17 protein-coding genes and 2 pseudogenes are annotated in these 16475 nt (G+C 71.2%); 4 read left to right on the top strand and 15 right to left on the bottom strand.

From position 1 onward, the window contains the following. Positions 1-6 precede the first annotated feature (6 nt). Genes OG251_RS28675 through OG251_RS28665 form a run of 3 tightly spaced genes read right to left on the bottom strand, consistent with a single transcriptional unit; the run spans position 7 to position 2343 of the window. Positions 7-1032: a methionine synthase gene (locus tag OG251_RS28675; protein ID WP_326679830.1), complete on the bottom strand. Its 1026-nt coding sequence runs from the start codon at positions 1030-1032 to the stop codon at positions 7-9. Between the two features lie 35 nt (positions 1033-1067). After that, positions 1068-1757: an SDR family oxidoreductase gene (locus tag OG251_RS28670; protein WP_326679829.1), complete on the bottom strand. Its 690-nt coding sequence runs from the start codon at positions 1755-1757 to the stop codon at positions 1068-1070. 46 nt (positions 1758-1803) lie between these two features. Next, entirely contained in the window at positions 1804-2343 is a 540-nt protein-coding gene (locus OG251_RS28665; protein WP_326679828.1) for a TIGR00730 family Rossman fold protein, read from the bottom strand. Positions 2344-2440: 97 nt separating this feature from the next. Here OG251_RS28665 and OG251_RS28660 point away from each other — a divergent pair, with 97 nt between their 5' ends. After that, a complete protein-coding gene (locus OG251_RS28660) occupies positions 2441-2785 on the top strand; it encodes a DUF427 domain-containing protein (protein ID WP_326679827.1) in 345 nt (114 codons plus the stop codon). A gap of 123 nt (positions 2786-2908) precedes the next feature. Continuing rightward, entirely contained in the window at positions 2909-3712 is an 804-nt protein-coding gene (locus OG251_RS28655) for an alpha/beta fold hydrolase (RefSeq protein ID WP_326679826.1), read from the top strand. Positions 3713-3781: 69 nt separating this feature from the next. Here OG251_RS28655 and mnmA read toward each other — a convergent pair whose 3' ends face one another. After that, positions 3782-4915 carry a tRNA 2-thiouridine(34) synthase MnmA gene (gene mnmA, locus OG251_RS28650; RefSeq protein WP_326679825.1) on the bottom strand — a complete coding sequence of 378 codons (1134 nt, stop codon included), beginning with the start codon at positions 4913-4915 and terminating at the stop codon, positions 3782-3784. Positions 4916-4976: 61 nt separating this feature from the next. Between mnmA and OG251_RS28645 the strand changes: the two are divergent. Further along, positions 4977-5534 (top strand): annotated as a pseudogene (locus tag OG251_RS28645) (N-acetylmuramoyl-L-alanine amidase); the annotation flags it as partial. On the opposite strand, the pseudogene OG251_RS45025 reads toward OG251_RS28645, so the two are convergent. The 4 genes and pseudogenes from OG251_RS45025 to OG251_RS28630 all read right to left on the bottom strand — a co-directional run. Then, positions 5511-5579 (bottom strand): annotated as a pseudogene (locus OG251_RS45025) (hypothetical protein); the annotation flags it as partial. The pseudogenes OG251_RS28645 and OG251_RS45025 sit on opposite strands and share 24 nt — an antisense overlap. A gap of 150 nt (positions 5580-5729) precedes the next feature. Next, complete coding sequence (locus OG251_RS28640; protein ID WP_326679823.1) at positions 5730-6899, bottom strand: cysteine desulfurase family protein; 1170 nt, start codon at positions 6897-6899, stop codon at positions 5730-5732. Between the two features lie 141 nt (positions 6900-7040). After that, a complete protein-coding gene (locus OG251_RS28635) occupies positions 7041-7424 on the bottom strand; it encodes a hypothetical protein (protein WP_326679822.1) in 384 nt (127 codons plus the stop codon). Between the two features lie 53 nt (positions 7425-7477). Further along, positions 7478-7633, bottom strand: coding sequence for a hypothetical protein (locus OG251_RS28630; protein ID WP_198953509.1), 156 nt, complete (start codon positions 7631-7633; stop codon positions 7478-7480). A gap of 115 nt (positions 7634-7748) precedes the next feature. Here OG251_RS28630 and OG251_RS28625 point away from each other — a divergent pair, with 115 nt between their 5' ends. Then, positions 7749-8396, top strand: a complete 648-nt coding sequence (locus tag OG251_RS28625) for a TetR family transcriptional regulator (RefSeq protein WP_326679821.1) — start codon at positions 7749-7751, stop codon at positions 8394-8396. 70 nt (positions 8397-8466) lie between these two features. Here OG251_RS28625 and OG251_RS28620 read toward each other — a convergent pair whose 3' ends face one another. From OG251_RS28620 to OG251_RS28590, 7 genes are all read right to left on the bottom strand, one after another. Further along, positions 8467-9450, bottom strand: coding sequence for a helix-turn-helix transcriptional regulator (locus OG251_RS28620; protein ID WP_326679820.1), 984 nt, complete (start codon positions 9448-9450; stop codon positions 8467-8469). A gap of 108 nt (positions 9451-9558) precedes the next feature. Further along, positions 9559-10443, bottom strand: a complete 885-nt coding sequence (locus OG251_RS28615) for a thioesterase family protein (RefSeq protein ID WP_326679819.1) — start codon at positions 10441-10443, stop codon at positions 9559-9561. A gap of 87 nt (positions 10444-10530) precedes the next feature. Beyond that, on the bottom strand, positions 10531-11202 hold the full coding sequence (locus OG251_RS28610; RefSeq protein ID WP_326679818.1) for a trimeric intracellular cation channel family protein: 672 nt from the start codon (positions 11200-11202) through the stop codon (positions 10531-10533). A gap of 18 nt (positions 11203-11220) precedes the next feature. Further along, positions 11221-12489, bottom strand: coding sequence for an ABC transporter ATP-binding protein (locus OG251_RS28605; protein WP_442818384.1), 1269 nt, complete (start codon positions 12487-12489; stop codon positions 11221-11223). Beyond that, positions 12486-13577 (bottom strand): ABC transporter ATP-binding protein, encoded by a 1092-nt coding sequence (locus tag OG251_RS28600; RefSeq protein WP_326679816.1) that lies wholly within the window; start codon positions 13575-13577, stop codon positions 12486-12488. The genes OG251_RS28605 and OG251_RS28600 overlap by 4 nt, the downstream gene beginning before the upstream one ends. Next, positions 13574-14584 carry an ABC transporter permease gene (locus OG251_RS28595; protein WP_326679815.1) on the bottom strand — a complete coding sequence of 337 codons (1011 nt, stop codon included), beginning with the start codon at positions 14582-14584 and terminating at the stop codon, positions 13574-13576. The genes OG251_RS28600 and OG251_RS28595 overlap by 4 nt, the downstream gene beginning before the upstream one ends. A 92-nt stretch (positions 14585-14676) precedes the next feature. Further along, on the bottom strand, positions 14677-16437 hold the full coding sequence (locus OG251_RS28590; protein WP_326679814.1) for an ABC transporter substrate-binding protein: 1761 nt from the start codon (positions 16435-16437) through the stop codon (positions 14677-14679). Between the last annotated feature and the right edge of the window lie 38 nt (positions 16438-16475).

Raw genomic sequence — 16475 nt, 5'->3', positions numbered from 1 at the left:
TCCCCATCACTCAGGGTTGTCCGCGAGCGATCTCGCCGCCTTGGCACAGTGGGCGAGCGCGGCGCGCGCGTACGTGGGCGATGCCCCCGCGAGCCCGCACGACGGAGTGATCACGACGGACTCGGTGAGAGTCCCCGGATTCAGCCCCAACCTGCTCCACAGCGTCCTGACACCCATGACGCTACCGCCCGGGTCCGACAATCCGGCCGAGGCCGCATCGGTGCCGGGCAGCACACCGAGGAACAGTTGGGTGCCGCCCTCGACCGCTTCCCCGATCGTCTCCTCCTCACGCTCGGTGAGCAGGGAGAAGTCGAACGAGATCCCGTCGGCACCGGCCCTGCGCAGCAGCGCGAACGGCACCTCGGGTGCGCAGGAGTGCACGACCGTGGCCCCGTCCCCGTTCACGGCGAGCACCTCGCGCAGGGTCGCCTCGACGACCTGACGGTCCACGGCCCGGTAGGTGCGGTAGCCGCTCGCCGACCTGACCCGCCCCAGGAGTACGGCGGTCAGGGACGGCTCGTCGAGCTGGAGCACGATCCGCGCGCCCGGCATCCTGCGGCGTACGTCGGCGAGGTGCGCGCGCAGCCCCTCGGCCAGCGAACCGGCCAGGTCGCGGCAGGCGCCGGGGTCGCCGAGCATGGCCTCGCCGCCCCGCAGCTCCAGTGCGGCTGCCAGGGTCCACGGGCCCACGGCCTGGACCTTGAGCAGCCCCTCGTACCCCTGGGTGAACTCCTCCAGGGCGTCGAGGTCCTCGCCGAGCCAGGACCGGGCCCTCCTGGTGTCACGGCCCGGCCGGTCGCTGATCCGCCAGCCGCTCGGTTCGACGTGGCCGTACATCTCGACGAGCATCCCGATGGTCCGCCCGATCATGTCCGCGCCCGGACCGCGGGCGGGCAGTTCCGCCAGGTACGGCATGCCCTGACCGTCGGCGAAGGAACCGGTGACGGTCCTGGCCGCCTCCCGTGCGTCTCCCCCGGGCATCGAGCCGACCCCGGTCGCCGGGCACCCGCTGAACTTGCTCTTCTCGCTCACCCGCGAAGCCTACGGGTGGGAGCGGACCGGCGAGGTCAGCGGCCGGGGCGGACGGTGAGGTCGTTGACCTCGGCGTCGCGCGGGAGGTCGAGGGCCATCAGGATCGTGGTGGCCATCGACTCGGGGTCGATCCACTTGGCGGGGTCGTACTCCTTGCCCTCCTGCTGGTGGACCTTGGCCTGCATGGGGCTGGCGGTGCGTCCGGGGTAGACGGAGGTGACCCGGACCCCGTTGCCGTGCTCCTCGTGGCGCAGCGAGTCGGCGAGGGCCTTGAGGCCGTGCTTGCTCGCGGCGTACGCGCCCCACTCGGCGTGCGCCTGGAGCCCGGCGCCCGAGTTCACGAAGATCACGTGGCCGTGGGCGACGCGCAGCTGCGGCAGCAGGAGGCGGGTGATCTCGGCGGGGGCGACGAGGTTGGCGTTGAGCTGGAAGTGCCACGCCTTGGGGGTCAGCTCGCCGACGCGGCCGAGCTCGACGACGCCCGCGATGTGCAGCAGCGAGTCGAGCCGTTCGGGCATCGACTGCTGCCCGAACGCCCAGGAGAGCCGGTCGGGGTTGCCGAGGTCGCCGACGAGCGTACGGGCACCGGGGTACAGGTCCGCGAGCTCCTTGGCGCGGCCGGCGTCCCGGGCCAGCAGCACGATCTCGTCACCGCGCTCCAGAAGACGGCGGGCGACGGCTGCTCCGATGCCGGAACCGGCACCGGTGATGAGGTGGGTAGACATGTACCGATGATCCCATCACCGGGCGGTTCGCAGCGGGGCGGCCCGGTCACTGGTGTCCGGCGGACTCCTCCAGGTGGGCGAGCGCGCCGACGGCGTCCTTGGCGAAGAAGACCAGGTCGGTGAGGGGCAGCGGCAGGAAGCCCTCGTCCTCCATCCGCTGGAACTGCTGGCGCAGCCCGTCGTAGAAGCCCGCCGTGTTCAGCAGGACGACCGGCTTGGCGTGCTTGCCGTGCTTCTTCAGCTCCAGGATCTCCGTGGCCTCGTCGAGCGTCCCGGTTCCCCCGACCATGATCACGACCGCGTCGGCCTTCGCCAGGAGCAGCGCCTTGCGCTCGGCCAGGTCGCGCGCGATCACCATCTCGTCGGCGTTCGTCCGGGCCTTCCCGGCCAGGAAGTCCACCGACACCCCGACGAGCCGCCCGCCCGCCTCCTGGACACCGTCGGCGACCACCTTCATCAGGCCGCTCTCCGAACCGCCCCAGACCAGGGTGTGACCGCCCCGGCCCAGCAGTTCGGCGAACTCCCGGGCGGGCACGGTGTAGCGGTCGTCGAGGTCGGCGGCGGAGAGGAAGACGCAGATGTTCATGGAGCCACCGTACGACCCGCCCCCGGACAGCGCGGTCCGCGGCCCATCCGTTCCGGACACGGGGAAGAATCCGGGCCCCCGTACCGCTGCACCTGACATGACTTCCCTCACAGGACACCGCATCACCGTCGAGCCCGGCTCCGAGCACGTCCGGGCGGTGCGCGACGGGCAGGTGCTGGCCGAGAGCCGTCGCCCGCTCGTGCTGCGCGAGACCGGCTGTCCGGTCCGCTACTACCTGCCGCCAGAGGACGTCCGTACCGAACTGCTCACGGCTTCGGACACCAGCACCCACTGCCCGTTCAAGGGCGACGCCTCCTACTGGTCGGTGCCGGGTGCGGCCGATCTCGTCTGGGCCTACCCGGACCCGAAGCCCGAAGTCGCCGCGATCAAGGACCACTTCTGCTTCTACGAGACCGAGACCGTAGCCGGGGAAGCGGTCTGAGGCACATCCGTGGCCGTGGCCGACCGGACGTCAGAAGTGCTTTGCCGGAAGGCTCCTGAGATATTTCCAGGAATTGTTCCGCGGCAGCGATGAGTTTTCGCGGCCGGTCCAGTCAGCCGTCACATGGACACGACTCTCTCCGCCGACGGCACCCCGATCGCGTACCGCCGCCAGGGCGACGGGCCGCCCGTGGTGCTGGTCGGCGGGGCGCTCAGCACCGCCGCGACCGAGGCGCCCCTGGCCGCCCTGCTGGCGCCGCGCTTCACGGTCGTCACGTACGACCGCCGGGGGCGGGGCGCCAGTGGTGACGGCGGCGGTTACGCGGTACGGCGGGAGATCGAGGACCTGACCGCCGTCGCGGACGCGGTGGGCGGGCGGGTCTCGGTGTTCGGCATGTCGTCCGGCGGGGCGCTGGCCCTGGAGGCACAGGCGGCCGGGCTGCCGGTGGATCTGCTCGCGGTCTACGAACCCCCGTACACCCCCGGCCCGTCCGGCCTGCTGCACAAGGCCCGTTGCACGGCCCGGCTGCACCGGCTGCTGTCCGCCGGGGACCTGGGCGGGGCCGTGGAGCTGTTCCTGGCGGCGGCCGGCGTCGAGGCCGGGACGATCGCCCGGATGCGGCGCGCACCGCTGTGGCAGGGCCTGGAGTCGGTGGCGCACACCCTCGCGTACGACGACGCGCTCCTGGGCGACGGGACGGTCCCGGCCGAGCGGTTCGCGGCCGTCACCGCGCGCACGATGGTGGTCTGCGGCGGCTTCAGTCCGCTCCAGGCCCGTAACGCGGCCCGCGCCCTCGCGGACGCGGTGCCGCGCGCCCGCCACCGCACCCTGACGGGCCAGATGCGTGAGGTGGCACCCCAGGTGATCGCCCCGGTGCTGGCGGATTTCTTCGCCAGGGACGTGTACGTCGGCCGGGCCGCGTCGTGAGGCGGGCCGCGTCGTGAGGCGGGCCCGTGTGGCCCGGCGCGGTGACCCGAGCCGGGCCCGGGGGCGGCCTCAGGAGGGCGAGGACACCTTCTCGCGGCGCACCGTCGTCGCGATGGTGGCCGAGCCGACCACGCGCGTGCCGTCGTACAGGACGACCGCCTGGCCGGGGGCCACGCCGCGCACCGGCTCGGTGAAGGTGACGTGCAGTGTGCCGTCCACGAGTTCGGCGGCCACCTCCGTCTCACCGCCGTGGGCGCGGAGCTGGGCGGTGTACGTGCCGGGGCCGGACGGAGGCGTTCCGCACCAGCGGGGCTTGATCGCGGTGAGCGCCGTGACATCGAGGGCCTCGACGGGGCCCACGGTGACGGTGTTGTTCACCGGGGAGATGTCCAGGACGTAGCGCGGCTTGCCGTCGGCGGCGGGGTGGCCGATCCGCAGGCCCTTGCGCTGGCCGATGGTGAAGCCGAAGGCGCCGTCGTGGGTGCCGAGCTTCGTGCCGGACTCGTCGAGGATGTCGCCCTCGGCCCGGCCGCCGAGACGGTCGGCCAGGAAGCCCTGGGTGTCGCCGTCGGCGATGAAGCAGATGTCATGGCTGTCGGGCTTCTTGGCCACGGCGAGTCCCCGGGCCTCCGCCTCGGCCCGGATCTCGTCCTTGGTGGTGAGGGTGTCGCCGAGCGGGAACATCGCGTGGGCGAGCTGCTTCTCGTCCAGGACACCGAGGACGTAGCTCTGGTCCTTGGCCATGTCGGAGGCGCGGTGCAGCTCACGGCTGCCGTCCTCGGCGAGCACGACCGTGGCGTAGTGCCCGGTGCACACGGCGTCGAAGCCGAGCGCGAGCGCCTTGTCCAGCAGCGCGGCGAACTTGATCTTCTCGTTGCAGCGCAGGCACGGGTTCGGGGTGCGGCCCGCCTCGTACTCCGCGACGAAGTCCTCCACGACGTCCTCGCGGAAGCGTTCCGCCAGGTCCCAGACGTAGAAGGGGATGCCGATGACGTCCGCCGCGCGGCGGGCGTCGCGGGAGTCCTCGATGGTGCAACAGCCGCGTGCGCCGGTACGGAAGGACTGCGGGTTCGCGGACAGGGCGAGGTGCACACCGGTCACGTCGTGGCCTGCCTCGGCAGCGCGTGCGGCGGCGACGGCGGAGTCCACACCGCCCGACATCGCGGCGAGGACACGGAGGGGGCGCGGGGAAGTCTGAGTCATAGCCCCTCCAGGGTACGGGGCGCCGGGAACCGAACGCTCGCGGATATGCGTTGACGATCACATGGGGACCAAAGGAAGCGGCCGGGCTTCGAAGAAGGAGCCCGCGCGCGGCATCAGCCGGCGCGCGCTGCTGATCGGCGGCGGTGTGACGGCGGCGGGCGCCGCCGCGCTCGCCCGCGACGAGCTCAGGCACGCCTGGTGGCGGGTTCCGGGCGTCGAGAAGCCCCGCAGGCCGGGCGAACTGGACTACGCGGGCGCCCGGTGGGTCGCCGCCTCGGAGGCGAACTGGCGGCGCGCCGACCGCCCCGACGACTACCGGATCGACCGCGTGGTCATCCATGTCACGCAGGGCAGCTTCGCCAGTGCGGTGAGGGTCTTCCAGGACCCCGGCCACGGCGCCGCCGCGCACTACGTGGTGCGCAAGGACGGCCATGTGGCACAGATGATCCGTGAGCTGGATGTGGCATACCACGCGGGGAACAGGTCGTACAACGAACGCAGCGTCGGCATCGAGCACGAGGGCTTCGTGGACCGCCCCAAGGACCTCACGAAGGCGATGTACGAGTCGTCGGCCCGGCTGACGGCCGCGATATGCGGGCGCTACGGCATACCGATGGACCGCGAGCACATCATCGGGCACGTCGAGGTGCCGGGCACGGACCACACCGACCCCGGGCCGCACTGGGACTGGGACCGGTATCTGAAGCTGGTGCGGCGGGCCGCGACGGCGGGGCCCACCGGGCCGGCCAAGCCCTCGGACTCGACGGGCCCCGCGTGATCCCGGGCGCGACGGCCTGCGCGGGACGGCCCGCCCTCAGCTGAGTCCGGCCGTCCTCGCGCGTTCCACCGCCGGACCGATGGCGCCCGCGAGTTCCTCGACGTCCTGCCTGGTGGAGGTGTGGCCGAGCGAGAAGCGCAGCGTGCCGCGGGCCAGGTCCGGGTCGGTTCCGGTGGCCAGCAGGACATGGCTGGGCTGGGCGATCCCGGCGGTGCAGGCGGAGCCGGTGGAGCACTCGATGCCCTGGGCGTCCAGCAGCAGCAGGAGCGAGTCGCCCTCGCAGCCGGGGAAGCTGAAGTGGGCGTTGGCCGGGAGCCGCCCCGCCGGATCCGGGTCGCCCCCGAGCACGGCGTCCGGCACGGCCCGCCGCACGGCGGTGATCAGGTCGTCCCGGAGCGCCCCGATCCGGCGGGCGAAGTTCTCGCGCCCCTCGGCGGCGAGCCGGGCGGCGACCGCGAAGGCGGCGACGGCGGGCACATCCAGGGTGCCGGAGCGCACATGGCGCTCCTGCCCGCCGCCGTGCAGCACGGGTACGGGGGTGTATTCGCGGCCCAGGAGCAGCGCGCCGATACCGAACGGACCGCCGATCTTGTGTCCGCTGACGGTCATGGCGGCCAGCCCCGACCGTGCGAAGTCGACCTCCAGCTGGCCGACGGCCTGTACCGCGTCGGCGTGCATGGGAATGCCGAACTCGCGGGCGATGTCGGCCAGTTCACGTACCGGCATGATGGTGCCGATCTCGTTGTTGGCCCACATCACGGTGATCATCGCGATGTCGTCGGGGTTGCGGAGGACGGCTTCGCGCAGGTCCTCGGGGTGCACCCGTCCGTAGTGGTCGACGGGGAGGTACTCGACGGTCGCGCCCTCGTGCTCGGCCAGCCAGTCGACGGCGTCCAGGACCGCGTGGTGTTCGACGGGGCCCGCGAGGACCCTGGTGCGCCGGGGGTCGGCGTCGCGGCGGGCCCAGTACAGGCCCTTGACCGCGAGGTTGTCGGCCTCGGTACCGCCGGAGGTGAGGACCACCTCGCTGGGACGTGCGCCGAGGGCGTCGGCGAGGGTCTCTCTGGACTCCTCGACGGTACGGCGGGCCCGGCGCCCGGCGGCGTGCAGGGAGGACGCGTTACCGGTGACGGCGAGCTGGGCGGTCATCGCCCCGATCGCCTCCGGCAGCATCGGCGTGGTCGCGGCGTGGTCGAGGTATGCCATGGTGGGCTCGATTCTACGAGCCCCCGCCGGGACGTACGCCGGTGCGTCACGGCCCGGCCCCGGCCGGCGGTGCGCGGCGGCCCGGTCCGGAGCCCGGTCCGGGACCGGGAGAGCTTGGCGCCCGTCCGTACCGGTCCCCCCTCAGCCGCCGACGTTCCAGACGACGGCGCCGTTCGCGGAGACCAGGACGGCCAGGACGACGAGGTCGGCGACGCCGAGCGCGAGGCCGAGCAGGGCACGGCCGCGGCGGCCGGTGGAGCGGGCGAGGGCCAGCAGCGCCATGACGATGGCGGTGGGGCCGAGCAGGACGTTCATCACGAGGAGTCCGACGAGCCCCAGGACGAACGAGGCGACGGCCAGCCCGTCGGCCTCCCGGCCGGCGGCGCTCCGGGGCGCCTTCTCCGGAGCGGAGGCGTCGGAGGTGCTCTCGGCACGCGCGGTGCCTTCGGTACGCGCGGTGCGGCCCGCGAGGCCGGCGAGGCCGACGGCGTGCTCTGCGCGGCGGACGGTATCGGTGAGTGTCATGGTGCGGGCTCCTTCGGATCGGCCGGATTCGGCAGGCTCTTGCCGGACGGTCTTTACCGGGAGCGGCGCGCGAGGCGCTCGCGGACGGCGAAGAGGAGCAGCCAGCCGCCGATGACGGCGGCGACGGCCAGGGTCGAGGACAGCGGGATCTGGGCGACCGCCCCGAGGGCGATCCCCAGCAGGAGCAGGGCGGCGACGAGGACGAGCATGTGCGGCCTTTCCACGTGTGGGCCGGAACCATTGAGAGTACGACTGTTCACTGACTCTTGAGTCTAAACCTCACCTCTCTTCCTCGGCCCGGAGAACGGTTGTTTACTGAATGGCATGAGTCACACCGCCGGTATCCGCCAGACCCAGAAGCTGAAGACGCGTCAGGCGCTCCTGGACGCCGCGCTCCGGCTGCTGGAGCACCAGAGCCTGAGCAGCCTGGGCCTGCGGGAGGTCACCCGGGCCGTGGGAGTCGCCCCCACCGCCTTCTACCGGCACTTCGAGGGCACCGCGGCGCTCGGTGTGGCCCTCGTGGAGGAGACGCTGGGCAGCCTGCACGGCATGATCGGCGCGGTCCTCGCGGAGACCGGTGACAGCGACGAACGCCTGGACCGCAGCGTGGAGCTGATAGCGCGCCATGTCGCCGCGCAGCCCGCCCACTTCCGCTTCATCGCCCGCGAGCAGCACGGCGGCGTGGGCCCGGTCCGCGAGGCCATCGCCGCCCAGCTCCGCCGGTTCGCGGACGAGGTGGCCACCGCGCTCGGCGGCGAGCCGGAGTCGGCGGGATGGAGCCGGGAGGACCTGCTGATGCTCGGTGGCCTCTACGTCGACCACATGGTGATCACCGCGTCGGCGCTGCTGGACGCGGGACCCGGCGGTGAGCGCGAGGTCGTACGGGTGGCCCGGCGCCGACTGCGCCTGGTCTCCCTCGGCCGCGCGCACTGGCTGGATGACGGGGAGGACTCGGGCACTGGCCCCGTGTGACCGGCCCCCCCACCACCGGCCGTGGCGGCCCCGTCGCGCTCAGCCGTCCGCCGCGGCCGCCGCCGCGCGCTCAGCCGTCCGTCGCGTACAGCTCCACGACCTGCGCGGCGGCACGGGCGAGCAGGGTCCGCGCCTCGGGCGGCTCCAGCACTTCCAGGTTCGGCCCGAAGGAGAGCAGGGAGCGGGCCCAGGCCACTTCGGGTACCGCGAGTTCGGCCAGCAGCCACTCCCCGCGCTCGTCCCCCGGCCGGGTTCCGCCGGGCCGGGGAGCACCGGTGAGCACGCCCGCGTGGAGGCGTACGAAGAGGTCGAGGCGGGAGCGGTGCACCCGGACCCGGAGCCGTACGTCCGCCGGGCGTTCCTCGACCTGCCGGCGCAACACCGCCCACACCTCGGCCAGTTCCGCTCCCGGCCGGCGCACCACGCCCTCCTCGCCGAGGACCGCCTCCCGCACCCGGTCCGCGCGGAAGAGCCGGGGCGCGCCATCGAGGTCCGCGACGAGGTACCAGACGCCCGCCTTCACGACGAGGCCGTACGGGTCGACGGTGTAGGTGCGCGGGGTGTCGGTGCCGCTGTGCCGGTAGCGGATCCGCAGCCGCCGGTCGGCGAGGACGGCGTCGTGGAGCTCGGCGATGTCCACGGCGGCCCGCGGGCCGCTCATCCAGCGGACCGGGTCGACGAGGAACCGCCTGCTGGTCTGCTCGGCGGCGGGGCGGTGCGGCGCCGGGAGTGCCGCCATCACCTTGCGCAGGGCCGAGCCGAGCGCCGCGTCCAGGCCGAGCGCGGAGTGTGCGCCGTCGGCGGCCAGGACGAAGAGGGCGCGCGCCTCGTCGGCGGTCAGGCCGGTGACATCGGTACGGAAGCCGGGGAGCAGGGCGATGCCGCCGTGGCGGCCCCGCTCGGCGTAGACCGGGACACCGGAGGCGGAGAGCGCCTCCACGTCGCGGTAGATGGTCCGTACGGAGACTTCGAGACGGTCGGCGAGCTCGGTCGCGGGGACCAGCGAGCGGGTCTGGAGCAGCAGCAGGATGGAGAGCAGCCGGTCGGATTTCACGTCACCATGATGGCCGGGGGCCGCACGACCGCCGCCCCGCCGCCCAACACCCCGAGCCCTCAGCCCCGAACCCGGGCTCCGGGCTCCGGGCTCCGGGCTCCGGCGAACCTAGCCGCGCGGGGCCTTGGCCAGTTGGCGGGACTGGGCCACCAGGCGGTCCGCGCTGTCCCAGACCTCCGCGTCCTCCTCCAGGAAGCCGCCCGCGAGGTTACGGGTGGTGATCGAGACCCGCAGCGGACCCGGTGCCGGGCGGCAGCGGATGTGGGTGGTGAGTTCGACGGTCGGGGTCCAGCCCTTGAGGCCCAGCTCGAACGCGGTCGGCGGCAGCGCGTCGACGGTGAGCAGCAGGGACAGCGGGTCCGCGTCGCGGCCGTCCGCCAGGCCGAACCAGCCGCGGATCTCGCCCTTGCCGGACGGCGCGCCGACGGCCCAGCCGACCGTCGCCGGGTCGAGCGCGATGTCGATGCGCTCGGTGATGGCGGAGCTGCCGGGGATCGGGGCCGGGCCGTCGTCCGGACCGAGGCAGTGCTCCCTGGCGGGCATGGCGGGCGGCGTGGCCGACGTACGGATCTCGTCGGTGAGTTCGTCCAGGTCGCCATAGGTGGCGATGACCCGGATGCGCTCGACCTCGGCGCCGTCCTCGGCGAACTGGAAGAGGGATGCCTGGCCGGTGGAGAGGGTGCGGCCGGTGCGCACGACCTGGGTCCGGACCACCGCGGGGCCGGGGACGGACGCGGTGAGGTAGTGCGCGGAGACCGAGAACGGGTCGGGGTGCGGGAGCGCCTCGCCGAGGGCCCGGCCGATCAGGGCCAGCAGGTAGCCGCCGTTGACGGCGCGGATGATGGTCCAGCCCGCGGAGAGTTCCGCGTCGTAGACGCCCTCCTCGCGGAGCGTGACAGCGGTGTCGCGGTCGAACTCGCTGTCCCCGATGGTCGCCCGCGTCACCTGCGTGGTCCGCGTGCCGTGCGCCGCCTGCGCTGCTGCCTGTGCCATGCCACGCACCGTACACCGATCGTATTACTAAGCGGTAGCTTCTCCTGGTGGTCACTTCTGCCGGTCGGCGGCTCCCCGGCCCCGCTCTCAGGTCGCCGCCGAGTCCCCCTCCGCCCTGGCGGAGCGCCTGTTGTAGGCGCGCGGGGCCCGCCAGTGGAAGCGCAGCGCCAGCAGCCGCAGGACGAACGCGGTGAGCACGGCCGTACCGCTGGTGAACGCGTTGAGGGCGTCGAAACGGATGCACAGCACGACCATGACCGCGCCGACGATCGCGGGCACCGCGTACAGATCGCGGTCCCAGCGCAGCAGGGACGGCACCTCGTTGGCCAGGACGTCCCGCAGCACACCGCCGCCGACCGCGGTCGCCAGGCCCAGGGCCGCCGACGCGGTGAGGCCGAGGCCGTAGTCGTACGCCTTGACCGTCCCGGTGACGCAGAACAGGCCGAGCCCCGCCGCGTCGAAGACGTTGACCCCGACCTGGATGCGCTCGACGTGGGGGTGCAGGAAGAACACCAGGACGGCGGCGAGCAGCGGCGTCGTGAAGTAGCCGAGATCCGTGAACGCGGCCGGCGGGATCGCGCCGATCATCACGTCACGGAACAGCCCCCCGCCCAGCGCTGTCACCTCGGCGAGCACCGCGATGCCGAAGACATCGAAGTTCTTGCGTACGGCGAGCAGCGCGCCCGAGATCGCGAAGACGAAGATTCCGACGATGTCGAGCGCATGCTGGACGGAGGGCGTGAACAGTTCGTTGAGCACCGGGCAATTGTGCCGGTATTACTCCTTCGGGCTGTCCTCCGAGGTCGTGGTCGGGGCCGGGTCGTCCCCGGAGGGCTTCGCGGCGGGCTCTTCGGCGGGCTTCGCGGCGGGCTCTTCGGCAGACTTCGCGGAGCCGGCGGGCTCCGCCTTCCCGTCCTCGGCCGCGTCGCCCTTCGCGACGCTCGCCGCCTTCACCGTGATGACCTCCACCGCGTCCCCCGCTCCGGGCAGCGGCGCGTCGCCGGGCGCCTGGTCCGGTGCGTTCTCCGGGTGGTGGCAGGCGACCTGGTGGCCGGTCTTGAGCGCGATCAGCGGCGGTTCCTGCGTCTTGCAGATCTGTGTCGCCTTCCAGCACCGGGTGTGGAACCGGCAGCCGCTGGGCGGCGATATCGGCGAGGGCACATCGCCCTTGAGCAGGATGCGGTCGCTCTTGGCGCCGCGCCGACGCGGGTCGGGCACCGGCACCGCGGACATCAGCGCCTTGGTGTACGGGTGCATCGGCGCCTCGTACAGCGACTTGCGGTCCGCCAGCTCCACGATCTTGCCGAGGTACATGACCGCGATCCGGTCCGAGACATGGCGGATGACCGAGAGGTCGTGCGCGATGATCATGTACGTGAGCCCGAGCTCGTCCTGGAGGTCGTCCAGCAGGTTCACCACCTGCGCCTGGATCGACACGTCCAGCGCGGAGACCGGCTCGTCGGCCACCACGAGCTTCGGCTTGAGGGCGAGCGCGCGGGCGATGCCGATGCGCTGGCGCTGGCCGCCGGAGAACTCGTGCGGATAGCGGTTGTAGTGCTCGGGGTTGAGGCCGACCATCTCCAGCAGCCGCTGGACCTCCCGCTTCAGACCGCCCTCGGGCGTGACGCCCTGGAGCCGGAAGGGGGTGCCCACGATCCCGCCGACGGTGTGGCGCGGGTTCAGCGAACCGTACGGGTCCTGGAAGATCATCTGCACATCGCGGCGCATCGGCCGCAGCTTCCCGGCGGACAGATGCGTGATGTCACGGCCCTCGAACTCGACCTTGCCGCCGGTGGGTTCCAGCAGGCGCGTGACCAGCCGGCCCATCGTCGACTTGCCGCAGCCGGACTCGCCGACGACGCCGAGGGTCTCGCCGGGGCGCACGTCGAAGGTGAGCCCGTCGACCGCCTGGACGGCGCCCACCCTGCGCTTGAGCACGCCCTTGGTGATCGGGAAGTGCTTGACCAGGCCGGTGACCTTGAGGAGCGGCTCGGACCCGGACCCGTCCGACCCCGGCCGGGGAGTCTTCTTGTCCATATCAGTCACAGCTTCGGCGCAATCTCTTCGGTCCAGATCTGTTCGCGCTGCTCCGGCGACATGTGGCACGCGGAGTAGTGCCCGTCGCTGACGAGCTGCAGCTCCGGGCGCTCGGTGCGGGTGACGTTGTCGGCCGGCACGTCGGCGTACGGGCAGCGCGGGTGGAAGGCACAGCCCGACGGAACGTTGATCAGGCTGGGCGGCGAGCCCTTGACGGGCACCAGGCGCTCGGTCTGCTCCCGGTCGATGCGCGGCATCGAGCCGAGCAGACCCCAGGTGTAGGGGTGCTGCGGCTGGTAGAAGACCTTCTCCGAGCTGCCGCGCTCGATGCAGCGGCCCGCGTACATCACCAGCAGCTTGTCGGCGATCTCCGCGACGACCCCGAGGTCGTGGGTGATCATGACGACCGCCGAGCCGAACTCCTTCTGGAGATCGCGGATCAGGTCGAGGATCTGCGCCTGGACGGTCACGTCCAGGGCGGTCGTCGGCTCGTCGGCGATCAGCAGCTGCGGATTGTTGACCAGCGCCATCGCGATCATCGCGCGCTGGCGCATACCGCCGGAGAACTGGTGCGGGTAGTCGTCGTAGCGCCGCTGCGGCTCCGGGATGCCGACCCGGTCGAGCATCTCGATCGCGCGCTTCTTCGCGGCCTTCTTGTCGACGTGGTGGTGGACCCGGTGGGCCTCCACTATCTGCGAGCCGATGCTGTAGTACGGGTGCAGGGCCGACAGCGGATCCTGGAAGATCATCGCCATCTTCTGGCCGCGCAGCTCGCGTACGCGCTCGGGCCCGGCGCCGATCAGCTCCTCGCCCTCCAGCCAGATCTCACCGGAGATCCGCGCCCGCTCCGAGGTGTGAAGTCCCATGATCCCCAGTGAGGTCACGGACTTGCCGGAGCCGGACTCGCCGACGATACCGAGGGTCTCCCCGGCCTTCAGGTCGAAGCTGACGCCGTCGACGGACTTGACCAGACCGTCGTCGGTGTCGAAGTGGATGGTGAGGTCGCGTACCGAGAGGAACTGCTCTTCGTCGGCTGCGGATCCGGCGTCGGAAACGGCCCCGGAGTCCGGTGAGTCCGTCTTGCGTACGTCGCTCATGAGAGCCTCACCCGGGGGTCGATCGCGGCGTACACGAGGTCCACCAGCAGATTGCAGACAACGATGAAGAAGGCGGCGACCAGCGTCACGCCCATCACGATGGGCAGGTCGCTGCGGGTCACGCCCTGAATGGCGTACTCGCCCATCCCCTGGAACGAGAAGACGCTCTCGGTGATGACCGCGCCGCCCAGGAGCAGCGCGAAGTCCATGCCGAAGATGGTGACGAGGGGGGTCAGAGCCGCGCGCAGGCCGTGCTTGACGACCACCTGGCGTTCTCGCAGGCCCTTGGCGCGGGCGGTTCTGATGTAGTCCTCGCCCATCGTCTCCAGCATCCCGGCCCGGGTGAGCCGGGCGTAGAGCGCGGAGTACAGGAAGGCGAGCGTGCACCAGGGGAGGACCAGGTTCCAGGCCCACTCACCGGGATTCTCGGAGAACGGTACGAAGTGGACGTCGTCCCAGATCTTCCAGTTGAAGGCGAAGAGGGCGAGCGAGACCATGCCGGTGAAGAACATCGGCAGGGAGACACCGGCCAGGGCGACACCCATCGCGAGGCGGTCGAAGACCGAGCCCCGCTTGAGAGCCGAGAGCACACCGGTCGCGACACCCGATATGACCCAGAGGACGGCCGCGCCGACCGCCAGGGACAGCGTCACGGGTATGCGCTGGACGATCTCGGGCCAGATCTCGGAGTGCGTCTTGAAGGAGTACCCGAAGCAGGGCGCGTTGCAGGTGACCGGGTCCGGACCGAACTGGTACTCGGCGCCGACAACGATGCCCTTGATGAAGTGCCAGTACTGGAGATAGAGGGGCTGGTCGAGCCCCAGGTTCTTCTTGACCGCGGCGATGACGTCCGGGTCGGGGCTCTTCCCGACGTACTGGGCGGCCATCGAGTCGACTGTCTGCCCGCCGAGGCGGGGCACCAGGAAGAAGATCGCGAACGTGACTGCGCTGACCACCAGCAGCAGCAACACCGCGGCGAATACGCGTCGGATGATGTACGCAGCCACAGCCGTGCGGCGCCGGGTCGAGCGGGCGGGGTAACGCCCGACGTCCCGGCGCCTTCACCTGCCTTTCGAGGGATGCTGTTGAGGAACAGGTGCTACTTGGTCGAGGTCAGCAGCACGTAGTCGTACATGCCGAGGTACGCGTCGGTGACCGTGACGTTCGCCGCGGAGTCCGGGCGGTAGAGCAGGTTCTTGCGGTAGAAGAGCGGCACGACCGAGGCGTTCTCCATGACCTTCTGGTCGACCTCGCCCCAGGCGGCGTTGCGCGCCGTGGTGTCCACCGTGCCGATGCCCTTGACCAGGGCCTCGTTGATGCCCTTGTCGTTGAGCTCCATCAGGTTGGTGCCACCGGAGGGCTTGATGGCGGTGCCGTTGACGATCTGGTCGAGGAAGCCGAAGCCGGTCGGCCAGTCGGCGCCCCAGGCCATCATCATCATGCCCGCGTTGTTCTTGTGGACCCAGGTCGGGACACCGGCGAAGTCGGTGAAGTACTTGTCGCCCGGGAACTGCTTGATCTCGGCGACGATGCCGATCTGCTTCAGGCTGTTCTGGAGCTGCGTGGCCGCGGTGACCTCGTCGGGGCGGTCGGACCGCGCGGTCAGCGTGGTCTTGAAGCCGCCCGGCTTACCGCACTTGGCCAGGTGCTCCTTGGCCTTCTTGACGTCGCCCTTGCTCTCCGCGGTCGGGTACAGGTCGAACTTCTTGTAACCGGCGACGGTGGGCGGGATGACCGTGGACGCCGGGTCACCCTTGACGGAGCCGCCGATCGCGTCGACCATGCTCCGCTTGTCGGTGATGTACTGGACGGCCTTGCGGCACTCGATGTTGTTGAACGGCTCCACGTTGACGTTCAGCGCCAGGTACTGGAGCGCACCCGCGTACGGGTTGTCCGTCTTGGCCTTCTCATCGGCCTTCACGAGGACCTTGGGCTGGGTCTTGGACTGCAGGCCCGTGCCGTTGACGTCCGAGGTGATCGTGTCGCTGAGCAGGTGCTCGTCGAGCGTCGTCGCGTTGACGTTGAACTTGAGCTCGATCTTGTCCGGCAGAGCCTTGCGGATCGGGTCGTTCTTCTGGTCCCACTCGGGGTTGCGGACCAGGGTCGCGCCGCGGCTCTCGCTGTACGAGGAGAACTTGTACGGGCCCGACGAGACGATCTTCTGGACGTAGGTGGCGCCCTTGTCGGCCTTCTGCGGGACCGGAGCGGTCTGCGAGAAGGCGGCGAGGTAGTCCATGTCCGCGAACGGCTTGTTCAGGTGGAAGATGATCGTGTAGTCGTCCGGCGTCTCGATGGACTTGAGACCCTCGGCCGACTTGTCCTTGTACGGACCCTTGTACTTGTCGCCGCCGTCGAGGTAGGCCTTGAAGTACGTCGGGCCGTTGGACAGGGCCTCCGGCGCGAAGTTGGAGCGCTCGATGGCGTACTTGACGTCCTTGGCAGTGACCTCGGTGCCGTCCTCGAACTTCACGCCCTTGCGGAGCGTGTACGTCCAGGTCTTGGCGTCCGCGCTCGCCTTGCCGAGGCCCGTCGCGAGGTCGGGAACGACCTCCAGGCTCTCCTTGCCGGCGGCCGGCTTGAAGGTCACCAGCGAACGGCCGTACAGGCGGGCGAAGTTCTGCACCCAGCCGTAGTACGTGTTGCCGGGGTCGAGGGAGTCCGGGCCACTGGAGTGCTCGAAGGTGACCGTCCCCCCCTTCTTGTCGGTCTTGTTGACGATGGTGGTCAGACCGGCGTCCGCCTTGGCACTGCCGCCGCCGCTGCCGCCGCCGCTGTCCGAGTCACTGCTGCTGCAGGCCGAAGCGCCGAGTGCGACCGCTACGGCAACGGCTATCGCCGTCGCTGTCTTTCTGTTCTGCATGCTGAGGAAAGCCCCCTCGTTAGTCGGGTGCGGCAAGG

The organism is Streptomyces sp. NBC_01237 (genome assembly GCF_035917275.1).
In the GTDB taxonomy this organism is placed as follows: Bacteria; Actinomycetota; Actinomycetes; order Streptomycetales; family Streptomycetaceae; genus Streptomyces.
The sequence above is the reverse complement of the archived record's forward strand: the minus strand, read 5'-3'. Positions and strand labels throughout refer to the sequence as shown.